Below are 16,290 nucleotides of genomic sequence, written 5' to 3' on the forward strand. Positions count from 1 at the left end.
AAGCCGCGTATCAGCCGCAGCAGGCTTATCAACCTGAACAGGCGCCGGTACAGCAGCCTCACTACCAGCCTGAAGCCGCGTATCAGCCGCAGCAGGCGTATCAGCCTGAACAGGCGCCGGTACAGCAGCCTGCTTATCAGCCTGAACCTTATGCCGCCTCGCCTGTTATTGAGCCAGAAGCTCCCCAGGAAGAGGTCAAGCCGCAGCGTCCGCCGATGTACTATTTCGAAGAGGTTGAAGAGAAGCGCGCGCGTGAGCGCGAACAGCTTGCCGCCTGGTATCAGCCGATTCCGGAGCCTGCGAGTCCGGTTGCGACCAGGCCTATCTCGCCGCCGCCATCTTCTCCGGTTGATGCCGCCGCGGTGACTACGCTCGCCGCCAGCGTACATCAGGCCGCGGGCGCTGGTGCTAGCGCTGCCGCGGTGGTCTCCGCTGCGTCATCCGCCGCGCCGCTGTTCAGTCCGGCAGCGGGCGGGCCGCGCGTGCAGGTCAAAGAGGGCATTGGTCCGAAGCTGCCGCGTCCTAACCACGTCCGCGTACCGACGCGCCGTGAGCTGGCATCGTATGGCATTAAGCTGCCTTCTCAGCGCATCGCGGAAGAGCGCGCCCGCCAGGCGGAGCTTGATCAAAATTATGACGATGAGCCACTCACCGATGAAGAAGTTAACGAGCTGGAGCAGGGCGAGCTGGCGCGTCAGTTTGCCGCCACCCAGCAGCAGCGCTACGGTGAGGTCTACCAGGCTGACGATGGCGGAGATGACGATTCAGCCGCCGAAGCCGAGCTGGCTCGCCAGTTTGCCGCCACCCAACAGCAGCGCTACAGCAGCGAGCAGCCGCGCGGGGCGAATCCGTTCTCTCCGGCTGATTATGACTTCTCGCCGATGAAAACGCTGGTGGACGACGGCCCGAGCGAGCCGCTGTTTACGCCGATGCCGGAGGTTCAGCCGTCGGCACCGCAATACCAGCAGCCGGCGCAGCATCAGCATCAGCCGGTACAGCAGCCGCAGCCCGTGCAGCACTATCAGCAGCCGACGCCGCAGCCTGCTTACCAGCAGCCGACGCCGCAGCCTGCTTACCAGCAGCCTCAGGCTCAGCAGCCGGTACAATCTGCGCCGGCGGCGCAGAGCTACCAGCCGCAGCAGGCTCCTCAGGCCCCGATGCAGCCGCCGGTCCAACAGCTGGCGCCGCAGCCGCAGGAGAGTCTGATTCACCCGCTCCTGATGCGTAACGGCAACAGCCATCCGCTGCAGCGGCCGACGACGCCGCTGCCATCTCTGGATCTGCTGACGCCGCCGCCGAGTGAGATAGAGCCGGTTGATACCTTCGCGCTGGAGCAAATGGCGCGCCTGGTGGAAGCTCGCCTTGCCGATTTCCGTATTAAAGCGGACGTCGTGAACTACTCGCCAGGCCCGGTTATCACCCGCTTTGAGCTGAACCTGGCGCCGGGCGTGAAGGCCGCGCGTATTTCTAACCTGTCGCGCGACCTTGCCCGTTCGCTCTCCACGGTTGCCGTGCGCGTCGTGGAAGTGATTCCCGGCAAGCCGTACGTTGGCCTGGAGCTGCCGAATAAGAAGCGTCAGACCGTCTACCTGCGCGAAGTGCTGGATAATACCAAGTTCCGCGATAACCCCTCGCCGCTGACCGTGGTGCTGGGCAAAGATATTGCCGGCGATCCGGTCGTCGCCGACCTGGCAAAAATGCCGCACCTGCTGGTTGCCGGTACCACCGGCTCCGGTAAATCGGTTGGCGTCAACGCCATGATCCTCAGCATGCTCTACAAGGCACAGCCGGAAGACGTGCGCTTCATTATGATCGACCCCAAAATGCTCGAACTGTCGGTCTATGAAGGGATCCCGCATCTGCTGACGGAAGTGGTTACCGATATGAAAGACGCCGCCAACGCTCTGCGCTGGAGCGTGAACGAGATGGAACGCCGCTACAAGCTGATGTCAGCGTTGGGCGTGCGTAACCTGGCGGGCTACAACGAGAAGATTGCCGAGGCGGCGCGCATGGGGCGCCCAATTCCGGATCCGTACTGGAAGCCGGGCGACAGCATGGATGCGGTTCATCCGGTGCTGGAAAAACTGCCTTACATCGTGGTGCTGGTGGACGAATTCGCCGACCTGATGATGACCGTGGGTAAAAAAGTGGAAGAGCTGATTGCTCGTCTGGCGCAGAAAGCGCGTGCGGCGGGTATTCACCTCGTGCTGGCGACCCAGCGCCCGTCGGTTGACGTGATCACCGGCCTGATTAAGGCCAACATCCCGACGCGTATTGCGTTCACCGTGTCGAGTAAAATTGACTCGCGTACCATTCTTGACCAGAGCGGTGCCGAATCGCTGCTGGGGATGGGGGATATGCTCTACTCCGGGCCGAACTCCACTATCCCGGTGCGCGTGCACGGCGCATTCGTACGCGATCAGGAAGTCCATGCGGTAGTCCAGGACTGGAAAGCGCGCGGGCGCCCGCAGTATGTCGACGGCATCACTTCGGATAGCGAAAGCGAAGGCGGCGGCGGTGGATTTGACGGCGGAGAAGAGCTGGATCCGCTGTTCGACCAGGCGGTTAATTTCGTGACCGAGAAGCGTAAAGCCTCTATCTCTGGGGTTCAGCGTCAGTTCCGTATCGGCTATAACCGCGCCGCGCGCATCATCGAACAGATGGAAGCGCAGGGGATCGTCAGCGAGCAGGGCCATAACGGAAACCGCGAAGTGCTGGCGCCGCCGCCCTTCGAGTGAGTGCAAAGTTGGGTAAATAAGAGCAAAATCAGCCTATTCTTCTGTCCCGCCGCGCCAGGCGGTCCTACATTAGGGGCAGAAGAGGCTCCCGCGCAGGGAGCGACGCACATTGACGGACATTAAGGAATAACAATGAAAAAACTCGCAATCACCTGTGCATTACTGTCTGGATTTGTTGTCAGCCAGGTTTGGGCTGACGCCGCCGGCGATTTGAAAAGCCGTCTGGATAAGGTGAGCAGCTTCCACGCCAGCTTCACGCAGAAAGTGACCGATGGCAGCGGCAACGCGGTACAGGACGGACAGGGCGACCTGTGGGTGAAGCGCCCGAATCTGTTCAACTGGCACATGACCCAGCCGGATGAAAGCATTCTGGTCTCTGACGGCAAAACGCTGTGGTTCTATAACCCGTTCGTTGAGCAGGCGACCGTCACCTGGCTGAAAGACGCCACCAGCAACACGCCGTTTATGCTGATTGCGCGTAACCAGTCTAACGACTGGCAGCAGTACAATATTAAGCAAAACGGCGATGACTTCGTCCTGACGCCGAAAAGCGGCAGCGGTAACCTGAAGCAGTTCACCATTAACGTAGGGCGTGATGGCACCATTCATCAGTTCAGCGCGGTAGAGCAGGACGACCAGCGCAGCAGCTACCAGCTGAAGTCGCAGCAAAACGGTGCGATAGACGCATCTAAGTTTACCTTTACGCCGCCGCAAGGGGTTACGGTGGACGATCAACGTAAATAGAGGCGAATGTGGGCAATCTGTCGCTCGATTTTTCCGACAATGCGTTTCAACCTCTGGCCGCCCGTATGCGGCCAGAAAATTTAGCGCAGTACATCGGCCAGCAGCATCTGCTGGCACCGGGTAAACCTTTGCCGCGGGCAATCGAGGCCGGGCATCTTCATTCGATGATTCTGTGGGGCCCGCCGGGTACCGGGAAAACGACCTTAGCGGAAGTGATTGCTCGCTATGCCAGCGCCGACGTCGAGCGTATTTCGGCCGTGACCTCCGGCGTGAAGGAGATCCGTGAAGCCATCGAACGCGCCCGGCAGAACCGTAACGCCGGTCGGCGCACCATCCTGTTTGTCGACGAAGTCCACCGCTTCAATAAAAGCCAGCAGGATGCGTTTCTGCCGCATATCGAAGATGGCACCATCACCTTTATCGGCGCGACGACGGAAAATCCCTCTTTTGAACTCAACTCCGCGCTGTTATCGAGAGCGCGCGTTTATCTGCTGAAATCACTGACCACGGAAGATATCGAGCAGGTGCTTACGCAGGCGATGAGCGATGCGGGCCGCGGCTACGGCGGGCAGAATATTGTGCTGCCTGACGACACGCGTCGGGCGATCGCCGAGCTGGTAAACGGCGATGCGCGCCGGGCGCTCAACACGCTGGAGATGATGGCCGATATGGCCGAAACCGACGCCGCCGGTCAGCGGGTGCTGCAGGCCAAACTGTTGACCGAAATTGCCGGCGAGCGTAGCGCGCGTTTTGATAACAAGGGCGATCGCTTTTACGATTTAATTTCGGCGCTGCACAAGTCCGTGCGCGGCAGCGCGCCGGACGCCGCGCTGTACTGGTATGCACGGATCATTAGCGCCGGCGGCGATCCGCTGTACGTTGCTCGCCGCTGCCTGGCGATTGCTTCGGAAGACGTCGGCAACGCCGACCCTCGGGCCATGCAGGTTGCTATCTCTGCCTGGGACTGCTTTACCCGAGTCGGCCCTGCGGAAGGCGAGCGGGCGATTGCTCAGGCCATTGTGTACCTCGCCTGCGCGCCGAAGAGCAACGCGGTTTACAGCGCCTTTAAGGCCGCGATGGCCGATGCCCGCGAACGCCCGGACTACGACGTGCCGGTCCACCTGCGCAACGCGCCAACGAAGCTGATGAAAGAGATGGGCTATGGCCAGCAGTATCGCTACGCCCACGATGAGCCCAACGCCTATGCCGCCGGCGAGGAGTACTTCCCGCAGGAAATGGCGCAAACGCGCTATTATCGGCCAACAAACCGAGGGCTTGAGGGGAAAATTGGCGAAAAGCTCGCCTGGCTTGCCGAACAGGATCAAAATAGCCCCACAAAACGCTACCGCTAACAGAGTCGTTGCGGTAAGGTTACCAGGATATTCCGGTGGTCGTAGTCTGCGGCCACTTTTCATTTTATTAATTCGATAAGCACAGGATAAGCATGCTCGATCCCAATCTGCTGCGTACCGAGCCAGACGCAGTCGCTGAAAAACTGGCACGCCGGGGCTTTAAGCTGGATGTAGATAAACTGCGCGCTCTGGAAGAGCGTCGTAAAGTTCTGCAGGTTGAAACTGAAAATCTGCAGGCGGAGCGTAACTCCCGATCGAAATCCATTGGCCAGGCGAAAGCGCGTGGGGAAGATATCGAGCCGTTACGCCTGGAAGTGAACAAGCTTGGCGAACAGCTGGATGCGGCGAAAACCGATCTGGACGCGCTGCTGGCCGAAATCCGCGATATCGCGCTGACCATTCCTAACGTTCCGCATGATGACGTTCCGCTGGGTAAAAGTGAAAACGACAACGTCGAAGTGAGCCGCTGGGGTACCCCGCGCGAGTTCGATTTTGACGTACGCGATCACGTGACTCTGGGCGAAATGCACGGCGGGCTGGACTTCGCTGCGGCGGTTAAACTGACCGGCTCGCGCTTTGTGGTCATGAAGGGCCAGCTGGCTCGTCTGCACCGCGCGCTGTCGCAGTTTATGCTGGACCTGCATACCGAACAGCACGGCTATAGTGAAAACTATGTCCCGTATCTGGTAAACCAGGAAACGCTGTATGGCACCGGCCAGCTGCCGAAATTCGCCGGCGACCTGTTCCATACTCGTCCGCTGGAAGAAGAGGCGGATAGCAGCAACTACGCGCTGATCCCGACCGCCGAAGTTCCGCTGACTAACCTGGTTCGCGATGAGATCATCGATGAAGACGATCTGCCGATCAAAATGACCGCGCATACGCCGTGCTTCCGCTCTGAAGCGGGATCCTACGGTCGTGATACCCGTGGTCTGATCCGTATGCACCAGTTCGACAAAGTTGAGATGGTGCAGATCGTCCGTCCGGAAGATTCCATGGCGGCGCTGGAAGAGATGACCGGCCACGCGGAGAAAGTTCTGCAGCTGCTGGGTCTGCCATACCGTAAAGTGGCGCTCTGCACCGGCGATATGGGCTTCAGCGCATGCAAAACCTACGATCTGGAAGTGTGGGTACCGGCGCAGAATACCTACCGCGAAATTTCGTCCTGCTCGAACGTCTGGGATTTCCAGGCGCGCCGCATGCAGGCACGCTGCCGCAGCAAGTCTGATAAGAAAACGCGCCTGGTCCATACGCTGAACGGCTCTGGCCTGGCAGTGGGTCGTACCCTGGTTGCGCTGATGGAAAACTATCAGCAGGCTGACGGCCGTATTGAAATCCCGGAAATTCTGCGCCCGTATATGCGCGGCCTTGAGTTCATCGGCTGATTTTTCTACCCCCTTCTCAAAAGCGCCTACGGGCGCTTTTTTTTCATCTCCTTCTTGATGCCGGGCAATAACCCGTCCGTTCAATACCCCCATACTCCCTTGGTGTTAAAGCAGCATAAAAAACTAATAAAAGCTAGTTACGCTATATATAAGTCTATATAGCGATTATCAGTAAATTGTGAGCAACCAAAGCGAGTATCCATGAAAATTAAAGCCCCCGATGCTTTACTGGCTGCCGAAGTAAGCCGGCGTGGTTTAATGAAAACCACGGCGATTGGCGGTCTGGCAGTGGCCAGTAACGCATTTACTTTACCCTTCACGCGCATTGCCCATGCCGCAGACACCCTGTCACCGGCAGGCGAAACGGTGACCTGGAGCGCCTGTACCGTGAACTGCGGTAGCCGCTGCCCGCTGCGCATGCATGTCGTTGATGGCGAAATTAAATACGTTGAAACAGACAATACCGGTGACGATAGCTACGACGGCCTGCACCAGGTGCGTGCCTGCCTGCGCGGACGCTCGATGCGTCGTCGCGTCTACAATCCCGATCGCCTGAAGTACCCGATGAAGCGCGTGGGTAAACGCGGCGAGGGGAAATTTGAGCGCATCAGCTGGGAAGAGGCGTTCGATACCATTGCCGGCAATATGCAGCGCCTGATCAAAGACTATGGCAACGAGTCTATCTACCTGAACTACGGTACCGGAACCCTGGGCGGGACCATGACCCGCTCCTGGCCGCCGGGAAAAACGCTCATTGCTCGCCTGATGAACTGCTGCGGGGGCTATCTTAATCACTACGGCGACTACTCTTCCGCGCAGATCGCCGCCGGGCTGAATTACACCTACGGCGGCTGGGCCGACGGCAATAGCCCGTCGGATATTGAAAACAGCCAGCTGGTGGTTCTGTTTGGCAATAACCCGGGCGAAACGCGGATGAGCGGCGGCGGGGTGACCTACTATCTGGAGCAGGCGCGACAAAAATCCAATGCGCGGATGATCATTGTCGATCCCCGCTATACGGATACCGGGGCCGGTCGTGAGGACGAGTGGATCCCGATTCGCCCGGGTACCGACGCGGCGCTGGTCTCCGCGCTGGCGTGGGTGATGATTACCGAAAACCTGGTCGATACCCCGTTCCTCGATAAATACTGCGTTGGCTATGATGAGAAAACGCTCCCTGCCGATGCGCCGGCAAACGGCCACTATAAGGCCTGGATCCTGGGTCAGGGCAGCGACGGTATCGCCAAAACGCCAGCATGGGCGTCAACCATCACCGGCATTCCGGCCGATCGCATCGTCAAGCTGGCGCGTGAGATTGCCACCGCGAAGCCCGCCTATATTAGCCAGGGCTGGGGGCCGCAGCGCCACGCTAACGGTGAAATTGCGACCCGGGCTATCTCGATGCTCTCTATTCTTACCGGCAACGTCGGCATTAACGGCGGCAACAGCGGCGCGCGCGAGGGCTCATACGATCTGCCGTTTGAGCGTATGCCGACGCTGGAAAACCCGGTTGAGACCAGCATCTCCATGTTTATGTGGACCGACGCCATCGAGCGTGGTCCGGAGATGACGGCGCTCCGCGACGGGGTTCGCGGCAAAGACAAGCTCGATGTGCCGATCAAGATGATCTGGAACTATGCGGGCAACTGCCTGATTAACCAGCACTCTGATATCAACCGCACCCATGAAATTCTGCAGGACGACAAGAAGTGCGAGATGATCGTGGTGATCGATTGCCATATGACCTCGTCGGCAAAATATGCCGATATCCTGCTGCCGGACTGCACCGCCTCCGAACAGATGGACTTCGCGCTGGATGCCTCCTGCGGCAATATGTCGTACGTTATCTTCACCGATGAGGCGATTAAGCCGCGCTTTGAATGCAAAACGATTTATGACATGACGACGGCGCTGGCGAAACGCATGGGCGTGGAGCAGCAGTTTACGGAAGGCCGTAGCCAGGAAGGCTGGATGCGCTATCTGCACGAGCTCTCCCGCAAAGCGATCCCCGATCTCCCGGACTTTGAGACTTTCCGCAAGCAGGGGATCTATAAGCAGCGTGACCCTGAAGGCCACCACGTTGCCTATAAGGCGTTCCGTGAAGATCCGCAGGCTAACCCGCTGACCACGCCGTCGGGAAAAATCGAAATCTATTCGCAGGAGCTGGCGAAAATTGCCGCCACCTGGGAGTTACCCGAAGGGGACGTTATCGATCCGCTGCCGATTTATACCCCCGGCTTTGAGAACTATAACGATCCGCTGACCGAGAAGTTCCCGCTGCAGCTGACCGGCTTCCACTATAAATCTCGCGTGCACTCGACCTACGGCAACGTAGACGTGCTGCAGGCGGCCTGTCGCCAGGAGATGTGGATTAACCCGCTTGATGCGAAGACGCGAGGTATCGCCAACGGCGACCGAATTCGTATTTTCAACGCCCGCGGTGAGGTACATATCGAAGCCAAAGTGACGCCGCGTATGATGCCTGGCGTTGTCGCGCTGGGTGAGGGCGCCTGGTATAGCCCGGACGCAGGCCGCGTGGATCAGGCGGGGAGTATCAACGTGCTCACCACCCAACGCCCGTCGCCGCTGGCGAAAGGAAATCCGTCGCATACCAACCTCGTCCAGGTTGAAAAGCTGTAAGGAATAACCGATGACAACTCAATATGGATTTTTTATCGATTCCGCCCGTTGCACCGGTTGTAAAACCTGCGAACTGGCTTGTAAAGACTATAAGAACCTGACGCCGGACGTCAGCTTCCGCCGCATTTATGAATACGCGGGCGGCGACTGGCAGGAGGATAACGGCGTCTGGCAGCAGAACGTGTTTGCCTACTACCTCTCTATCGCCTGTAACCACTGCGAGGATCCGGCCTGTACCAAGGTCTGTCCGAGCGGCGCAATGCGCAAGCGCGACGATGGCTTTGTGGTGGTGGATGAAGACGTCTGTATCGGCTGCCGCTATTGCCATATGGCCTGTCCGTACGGCGCGCCGCAGTACAACGCGGCGAAAGGGCATATGACCAAGTGCGACGGCTGCCACGAGCGCGTCGCCGTAGGTAAAAAACCGATCTGCGTCGAGTCCTGCCCGCTGCGGGCGCTGGACTTTGGCCCAATCGAAGAGCTGCGGCAGAAGCATGGCAAGCTGGCCGCCGTTGCGCCGCTGCCGTCGGCGCATTTTACGCAACCCAGCATTGTCATTAAACCGAACGCCAACAGTCGTCCGTGTGGCGATACAACCGGCTATCTGGCCAACCCGAAGGAGGTGTGAGATGGGAAGTGGATGGCATGAATGGCCGCTGATGATCTTCACGGTCTTTGGTCAGTGCGTAGTGGGGGGCTTCATTGTCCTGGCGCTGGCGCTTATGAAAGGCAGCCTGTCGCCTGAGCAGCAGCAGCGCGTGGTGCTGAGTATGTTTGGCCTGTGGGTGCTGATGGGGATTGGATTTATCGCCTCGACGCTGCACCTGGGGTCGCCGATGCGGGCCTTCAATTCGCTCAACCGCGTCGGAGCATCGTCGCTGAGTAATGAAATTGCCAGCGGAGCGCTCTTCTTCGCCGTTGGCGGCATTGGCTGGCTGCTGGCGGCGGTTAAGAAGCTTCCGGCCGGGCTGCGCAGCCTGTGGCTGATCGTCACGATGGTGCTGGGCGTCATCTTCGTCTGGATGATGGTGCGGGTGTACAACACCATTGATACGGTCCCGACCTGGTATAGCGTCTGGACGCCGCTGAGCTTCTTCCTGACGCTGTTTATCGGTGGACCGCTGCTCGGCTATCTGCTGCTGCGTGTGGCCGGCGTGAACGGCTGGGCGATGCGTCTGCTGCCCGTCGTAACGCTGGTGGCTCTGGTGGCGAGCGTGGCCGTGGCGCTGATGCAGGGAAGCGAGCTGTCGACTATCCACAGCTCTATCCAGCAGGCGTCTGCGCTGGTGCCGGACTACGGCTCGCTGATGGCGTGGCGCGTTGCGGCTCTGGCGCTGGCGCTGGCGTGCTGGGTTGCGCCAATGCTTAAAGGATATCAGCCGGCGCTGCCGCTGCTAGGCCTGGCATTTGTGCTGGTGCTGGTGGGTGAGATGGTGGGCCGCGGGGTCTTCTACGGTCTGCATATGACGGTGGGTATGGCGATCGCCAGCTAAGCCTTTATTCGCGCCGGAACTTCGCGGTTCCGGCGCGATAAAAAATGCGCTCTCTTCATGAAATATTTCAACTGATATTCCCGCCCGTTAATTCCAATAAATTAATAAAAACAATGGAATAATATAAAGAATAATTCTGCCGCCTCGCCGATGGATAAAAAACTTCAATCGTTGCCCGACAAACCGCGTCCTGCCTGATTTCAGGTGGATTGACAATGTTTATAGCAGTGGCATGATGCGCACGAAATCCGAACTTCCTCACGGTTTATATCCATGTCCATCTACACCCGGCCGGTGCAAATGTTGCTCTGCGGCCTGCTTTTGTTGACGCTGGCGATAGCGGTTTTAAATACCCTCGTCCCGCTTTGGCTCGCCCATGAAAACATGCCTACCTGGCAGGTCGGGATGGTCGGCTCATCCTATTTCACCGGTAACCTTGTCGGAACCCTGCTGGCCGGATGGGTCATTAAGCATCTCGGATTTAACCGCAGCTACTATCTTGCCTCGCTGATTTTTGCCGTCGGCTGCGTTGGGCTGGGCGTAACGATGGGGTTCTGGACCTGGTTCAGCTGGCGCTTTGTGGCCGGCGTGGGCTGCGCAATGATTTGGGTCGTGGTAGAGAGCGCGCTGGTGTGCAGCGGTACCTCCCGCAGCCGCGGTCGCCTGCTGGCGGCGTACATGATGGTTTACTACGTCGGTACCGTGCTGGGCCAGCTGATGGTGAGCAAGCTGCCGACGGATCTGATGAGCGTCCTGCCGTGGGTGACCGGTCTGGCGCTGGCCGCCATCCTTCCTCTGCTGTTTACGCGCGTGGTCAATCAGACGGACGAGCCGCACGAGCCGGCGCGCATCTGGCCAATGCTCAGGCTGCGCCAGGCTCGCCACGGCGTCAACGGCTGCATTATTTCCGGGATCGTCCTCGGCTCGCTATACGGACTTATGCCGCTGTGGCTGAACCATCAGGGAGTGAGCGACGCCGGGATTGGCTTCTGGATGGCGGTGATGGTGAGCGCCGGGATCCTCGGCCAGTGGCCGGTGGGTCGCCTGGCGGATCGCTATGGTCGCCTGCTGGTGCTGCGCGTTCAGGTGTTTATCGTCATTCTCGGCTGTCTGGCCATGCTTAGCCAGGCCGCGATGGCGCCCGCGCTGTTTATCCTTGGCGCCTCGGGCTTTACGCTGTATCCGGTAGCGATGGCCTGGGCATGCGAAAAAGTTGAGCGCCATCAGCTGGTGGCGATGAACCAGGCGCTATTGATGAGCTACACCATCGGTAGCCTGCTTGGGCCAACGCTGACCGCGATGCTGATGCAGAACTTCTCCGATAACTTGCTGTTTATTATGATCGCGAGCGTGTCGTTTATTTACCTGCTGACGCTGCTGCGAAAAGCGGGGCACCACCCGACGCCGGTGGCCCACGCCTGAATCCGCGCGCGCACTGGCCGTTCTGGATGCGGTGCTATCACCGCAAATTTGGAGCGAAGGGAACGTTGCTGCGCCTGGCGGGAGATAAATTGGTGAGTGCAGTCTGGCATTAAAACAGTTTTGATGATTCCCGGCGGGCGCATTGTGCCGCCGGGAGATTCAGCCCTAGTACATCACCTTATGACCATACTGCTCGAGAATGCCTTTTACGCGCTCCATGGTCTCTTTCTTCGGCGGATGCACGCCGTCAAGCTTGTACTCTTCACCCATCGCCACCCATTTATGCTTGCCCAGCTCGTGATACGGCAGCAGCTCGATTTTTTCGACGTTGCCCATATCGCGGGTAAACTCGCCGAGGCGGTGCGCGGAATCATCATCATCTGACCAGCCGGGTACCACTACGTAGCGGATCCAGACGTTGATATTCTTCTGCGACAAATAGCGGGCAAACTCCAGCGTACGGTGGTTAGAGACGCCGACCAGATTTTGGTGGATTTCATCATTCATCTGCTTAAGGTCAAGCATCACCAGATCGGTCACTTCAAGCAGCTCGTCAATCACCGGATCGTAGCGACGAACGAAGCCGTTGGTATCGAGGCAGGTGTGGATGCCCTCCTTGCGGCAGGCGCGGAACCAGTCGCGTACGAATTCAGCCTGCAGGATAGCCTCACCGCCGGAGGCGGTCACGCCGCCGCCGGATGCGTTCATAAAGTGACGGTAGGTGACAACCTCTTTCATCAGGCTTTCGACGGTGACTTCGGTACCGCCGTGGGTATCCCAGGTATCGCGATTATGGCAGTACAGGCAGCGCATCAGGCAGCCCTGGAAGAAGGTGATGAAGCGGATCCCTGGCCCATCGACGGTGCCACAGGATTCAAAGGAGTGAATGCGACCAATAGTTGACATTGCGGTGGTATCTCCAGATTCGGCCCGTCCGGGACCTGTGATGCACAGCTCAAACCGGCTGTGTTAAGTCTGTTTTGGCAGTTATCCATTGAGTATAGATAGCGGACAAAAGAGACTGGGGGGCAGGGAGGTATTGCTAAAAAGGCCCCACTTGCGTGGAGCCTTTATTGTACGCTTTTTATATCGCGATTTCAGTCAAAACCCGTTACATGGTCTGAGTGAAGGTACGAGTGATAACGTCCTGCTGCTGCTCTTTAGTCAGGGAGTTAAAACGTACTGCATAGCCGGATACGCGGATGGTCAGCTGCGGATATTTTTCCGGGTTTTCCATCGCGTCGAGCAGCATTTCACGGTTCATAACGTTGACGTTCAGGTGCTGACCGCCTTCGATAGAAGCTTCGTGGTGGAAGTAACCGTCCATCAGACCGGCCAGGTTTGTTTTACGAACTTCGTCGTCTTTACCCAGAGCGTTAGGAACGATAGAGAAGGTGTAAGAGATACCATCTTTAGCGTACGCAAACGGCAGTTTTGCAACGGAGGTCAGAGAGGCAACGGCACCTTTCTGGTCACGACCGTGCATCGGGTTAGCACCTGGTCCGAACGGAGCGCCAGCGCGACGGCCGTCAGGAGTGTTACCGGTTTTCTTACCATACACAACGTTAGAAGTGATGGTCAGAACGGACTGAGTCGGGATAGCGTTGCGGTAGGTAGTCAGTTTCTGAATTTTCTTCATGAAACGTTCAACCAGATCGACCGCCATGTCATCTACGCGAGAGTCGTTGTTACCAAACTGCGGGTATTCGCCTTCGATTTCGAAGTCGACAGCCAGACCGTCTTCGTCACGAATCGGTTTAACTTTCGCATATTTGATAGCGGACAGGGAGTCAGCGGCAACGGACAGACCGGCGATACCACATGCCATGGTGCGAACAACGTCACGATCGTGCAGCGCCATCAGAGAAGCTTCGTAGCTGTACTTGTCGTGCATGTAGTGGATGATGTTCAGCGCGGTGACGTACTGTTTAGCCAGCCAGTCCATGAAGTGATCCATGCGATCCATGACTTCGTCAAAGTTCAGAACGTCGCCTTTGATCGGTTCAGACTTAGGACCAACCTGCATTTTCAGTTTTTCATCAACGCCGCCGTTGATAGCGTATAGCATGGTTTTCGCGAGGTTAGCGCGAGCACCGAAGAACTGCATTTGCTTACCAACAACCATCGGGCTTACGCAGCAAGCGATAGCGTAGTCATCGTTGTTAAAGTCAGGGCGCATCAGATCGTCGTTCTCATACTGCAGAGAAGAGGTATCGATGGAGACTTTAGCCGCGTATTTTTTGAAGCTCAGCGGCAGTTTTTCAGACCACAGAATAGTGATGTTCGGCTCCGGAGACGGCCCCATGGTGTACAGGGTGTTCAGGAAGCGGAAGCTGTTTTTGGTGACCAGAGTACGGCCATCAACGCCCATACCACCGATTGATTCAGTTGCCCAAATCGGGTCACCGGAGAACAGTTCATCATACTCAGGAGTACGCAGGAAGCGAACCATACGCAGCTTCATGACCAGGTGGTCAATCATTTCCTGAGCGTCTTGCTCGGTGATTTTACCGGCTTTCAGGTCGCGTTCGATGAAGATATCCAGGAAGCTGGAGGTACGGCCGAAGGACATTGCCGCGCCGTTCTGAGACTTAACGGCAGCCAGGTAACCGAAGTAGGTCCACTGGATAGCTTCCTGCGCGGTTTTTGCCGGAGCAGAGATATCGCAGCCGTATTTGGCCGCCATTTCTTTGATCTGGCCCAGCGCACGGTACTGCTCGGAGATCTCTTCGCGCAGACGGATGGTTGCTTCCAGATCTTCGCCGTTTTCCAGTTTGCCTTGTAGAGACAGGAACTGAGCGTATTTGTCTTTCATCAGGAAGTCGATGCCGTACAGCGCAACGCGGCGGTAGTCACCGATGATACGGCCACGGCCGTAGGCATCCGGCAGACCGGTCAGCACGCCGGATTTACGGCAGTTCAGGATGTCTTTGGTGTAAACATCAAAAACGCCCTGGTTGTGAGTTTTACGGTACTCGGTGAAGATTTTTTTCAGCATCGGGTCCAGCTCGCGATCGTACGCTTTGCAAGAACCTTCAACCATTTTAATGCCGCCGAACGGGATAATGGCACGTTTCAGCGGAGCTTCAGTCTGCAGACCAACGATTTTCTCGAGCGCTTTCTCGATGTAGCCTGCGTCGTGAGAAGTGATGGTGGATGCAAGGGAAGTGTCAAAATCAACAGGCGCGTGAGTGCGGTTTTCCTGTTTAACACCTTCCATTACGTTGTCCCACAGCTTGGTGGTCGCGTCAGTTGCGCCAGCCAGGAAGGACTCGTCACCTTCGTACGGGGTATAGTTTTTCTGGATAAAGTCACGGACGTTGACTTCGTTCTGCCAGTCACCTTTCGCAAAACCTTCCCAGGCTGTGGCTAACTTTTCATTAAGCTCGGACATGTAACACCTACCTTCTTAAGTGGATTTTTTATTTACTGCCTGAAACAACCCTTAGTGATGGTCGTCGCCACGCAGGTAAATGACCCAGTATGTCAACCCAACCAGCAGACCACCGCCAATAATGTTCCCGATAGTTACCGGAATCAGGTTATCAGTGATGAAGTTCATGACGGTCAGGTGAGAGAAACTTTCCGGAGTTGAACCAACGGCGGTCCAGAATTCCGGGCTTGCAAAGTCGCGGATTACGATACCCATCGGGATCATAAACATGTTAGCGATACTGTGCTCAAAGCCGCTGGCAACGAACATGGCGACGGGCAGAACCATAATCATTGCTTTGTCCATCAGGCTGCGGCCGGAGTAGCTCATCCACACCGCGAGGCAGACCATCAGGTTCGCCAGGATACCCAGGCAGACGGCTTCAATAAATGTATGATGCATTTTGTGGTCAGCGGTTTGTAGGACGTTGAGCCCCCAACCGCCGTTAGCGGCCATATATTCACCCGATAGCCACATCAGCAGCACGAACAGCAGCGCGCCTATCAGGTTACCAACATAGACGTTGAGCCAGTTTATTGCCAGTTGACCCCAGGTAATCCTGCCGCTGGCTTTCGCCACAACGATAAGTACGGTGGAGGTAAACAGGTCAGCACCGCAGATGACGCACAGAATCAGGCCGAGTGAAAAGCAGATCCCCCCAATAAGCTTGGCAATACCGAAAGGCATCGCGGCAGTACCGGTCGTCGCGGTGATGTAGAAGACAAAAGCAATGGAGATAAAGACACCAGCGGTAATCGCCAGATAAAAGGTCTTCATCGGGTGCTTTGTCGCTTTATAGACACCCGCTTCTTCGGCGACTTTCGCCATCGCAGCGGGGAGTAATAGATCAAAAGGGTTGTCAGCTTTCACACTAACTCTCTCTTTATATAAGTTGGCGGTGAGATACTAACAAAGCATTATAGAAGGGAAATTGATGTAGATCATATCCCACCGGAACTATAAGCCCGTTTAGCGTATGGTTTTTGTGGTAATTAATGCTAATTTATTGTTTTTTAAAAAGAAAATAAAGTTTAATATTTACAAATTATGTTGATTTTTTTCATTTTTGGGCACAGGCCACGG

The 16,290-nt window shown here is 57.1% G+C and carries 11 protein-coding genes; 8 read left to right on the plus strand and 3 right to left on the minus strand.

Annotated elements, in window-relative coordinates; translation table 11 throughout:
* From ftsK to RTE01_RS02865, 8 genes are all read left to right on the plus strand, one after another.
* Window positions 1–2,738, plus strand: a 2,738-nt coding sequence (gene ftsK, locus RTE01_RS02830) for a DNA translocase FtsK (protein ID WP_141334670.1), incomplete at its 5' end; no start/stop codon positions are given.
* A 132-nt stretch (window positions 2,739–2,870) separates the two neighbouring features.
* Window positions 2,871–3,482 carry an outer membrane lipoprotein chaperone LolA gene (lolA, locus tag RTE01_RS02835; protein ID WP_041144781.1) on the plus strand — a complete coding sequence of 204 codons (612 nt, stop codon included), beginning with the start codon at window positions 2,871–2,873 and terminating at the stop codon, window positions 3,480–3,482.
* Window positions 3,483–3,490: 8 nt separating this feature from the next.
* Window positions 3,491–4,834 carry a replication-associated recombination protein A gene (locus RTE01_RS02840; protein WP_041144782.1) on the plus strand — a complete coding sequence of 448 codons (1,344 nt, stop codon included), beginning with the start codon at window positions 3,491–3,493 and terminating at the stop codon, window positions 4,832–4,834.
* Between the two features lie 92 nt (window positions 4,835–4,926).
* Entirely contained in the window at window positions 4,927–6,219 is a 1,293-nt protein-coding gene (serS, locus tag RTE01_RS02845; RefSeq protein WP_041144783.1) for a serine--tRNA ligase, read from the plus strand.
* Between the two features lie 201 nt (window positions 6,220–6,420).
* Window positions 6,421–8,859: a dimethylsulfoxide reductase subunit A gene (gene dmsA / locus RTE01_RS02850; RefSeq protein ID WP_041144784.1), complete on the plus strand. Its 2,439-nt coding sequence runs from the start codon at window positions 6,421–6,423 to the stop codon at window positions 8,857–8,859.
* Window positions 8,860–8,869: 10 nt separating this feature from the next.
* Window positions 8,870–9,487, plus strand: a complete 618-nt coding sequence (locus RTE01_RS02855; protein WP_134525480.1) for a DMSO/selenate family reductase complex B subunit — start codon at window positions 8,870–8,872, stop codon at window positions 9,485–9,487.
* A gap of 1 nt (window position 9,488) precedes the next feature.
* A complete protein-coding gene (locus RTE01_RS02860) occupies window positions 9,489–10,352 on the plus strand; it encodes a dimethyl sulfoxide reductase anchor subunit family protein (protein ID WP_123551155.1) in 864 nt (287 codons plus the stop codon).
* Between the two features lie 273 nt (window positions 10,353–10,625).
* The gene (locus RTE01_RS02865; RefSeq protein WP_041144787.1) at window positions 10,626–11,774 is read left to right on the plus strand and encodes an MFS transporter; all 1,149 of its coding nucleotides are present in this window, start codon (window positions 10,626–10,628) and stop codon (window positions 11,772–11,774) included.
* Window positions 11,775–11,939: 165 nt separating this feature from the next.
* On the opposite strand, the gene pflA is transcribed toward RTE01_RS02865, so the two are convergent.
* The 3 genes from pflA to focA form a co-directional block, all read right to left on the minus strand.
* The gene (gene pflA, locus RTE01_RS02870; protein ID WP_041144788.1) at window positions 11,940–12,680 is read right to left on the minus strand and encodes a pyruvate formate lyase 1-activating protein; all 741 of its coding nucleotides are present in this window, start codon (window positions 12,678–12,680) and stop codon (window positions 11,940–11,942) included.
* A gap of 205 nt (window positions 12,681–12,885) precedes the next feature.
* Window positions 12,886–15,168, minus strand: coding sequence for a formate C-acetyltransferase (gene pflB / locus RTE01_RS02875; RefSeq protein ID WP_041144789.1), 2,283 nt, complete (start codon window positions 15,166–15,168; stop codon window positions 12,886–12,888).
* A gap of 51 nt (window positions 15,169–15,219) precedes the next feature.
* A complete protein-coding gene (gene focA / locus RTE01_RS02880; RefSeq protein WP_041144790.1) occupies window positions 15,220–16,077 on the minus strand; it encodes a formate transporter FocA in 858 nt (285 codons plus the stop codon).
* Window positions 16,078–16,290: the final 213 nt, after the last annotated feature.

This window comes from Klebsiella terrigena (genome assembly GCF_006539725.1).
In the GTDB taxonomy this organism is placed as follows: domain Bacteria; phylum Pseudomonadota; class Gammaproteobacteria; order Enterobacterales; family Enterobacteriaceae; genus Klebsiella; species Klebsiella terrigena.

What these genes read in the sequence shown, in the direction of transcription:
- lolA (WP_041144781.1), top strand. Translation starts at nt 2,871, where the DNA reads ATGAAAAAACTCGCAATCACCTGTGCATTACTGTCTGGATTTGTTGTC.
- serS (WP_041144783.1), top strand. Translation starts at nt 4,927, where the DNA reads ATGCTCGATCCCAATCTGCTGCGTACCGAGCCAGACGCAGTCGCTGAA.
- RTE01_RS02855 (WP_134525480.1), top strand. Translation starts at nt 8,870, where the DNA reads ATGACAACTCAATATGGATTTTTTATCGATTCCGCCCGTTGCACCGGT.
- dmsA (WP_041144784.1), top strand. Translation starts at nt 6,421, where the DNA reads ATGAAAATTAAAGCCCCCGATGCTTTACTGGCTGCCGAAGTAAGCCGG.
- pflA (WP_041144788.1), bottom strand. Translation starts at nt 12,680, where the DNA reads ATGTCAACTATTGGTCGCATTCACTCCTTTGAATCCTGTGGCACCGTC.
- pflB (WP_041144789.1), bottom strand. Translation starts at nt 15,168, where the DNA reads ATGTCCGAGCTTAATGAAAAGTTAGCCACAGCCTGGGAAGGTTTTGCG.
- RTE01_RS02860 (WP_123551155.1), top strand. Translation starts at nt 9,489, where the DNA reads ATGGGAAGTGGATGGCATGAATGGCCGCTGATGATCTTCACGGTCTTT.
- RTE01_RS02865 (WP_041144787.1), top strand. Translation starts at nt 10,626, where the DNA reads ATGTCCATCTACACCCGGCCGGTGCAAATGTTGCTCTGCGGCCTGCTT.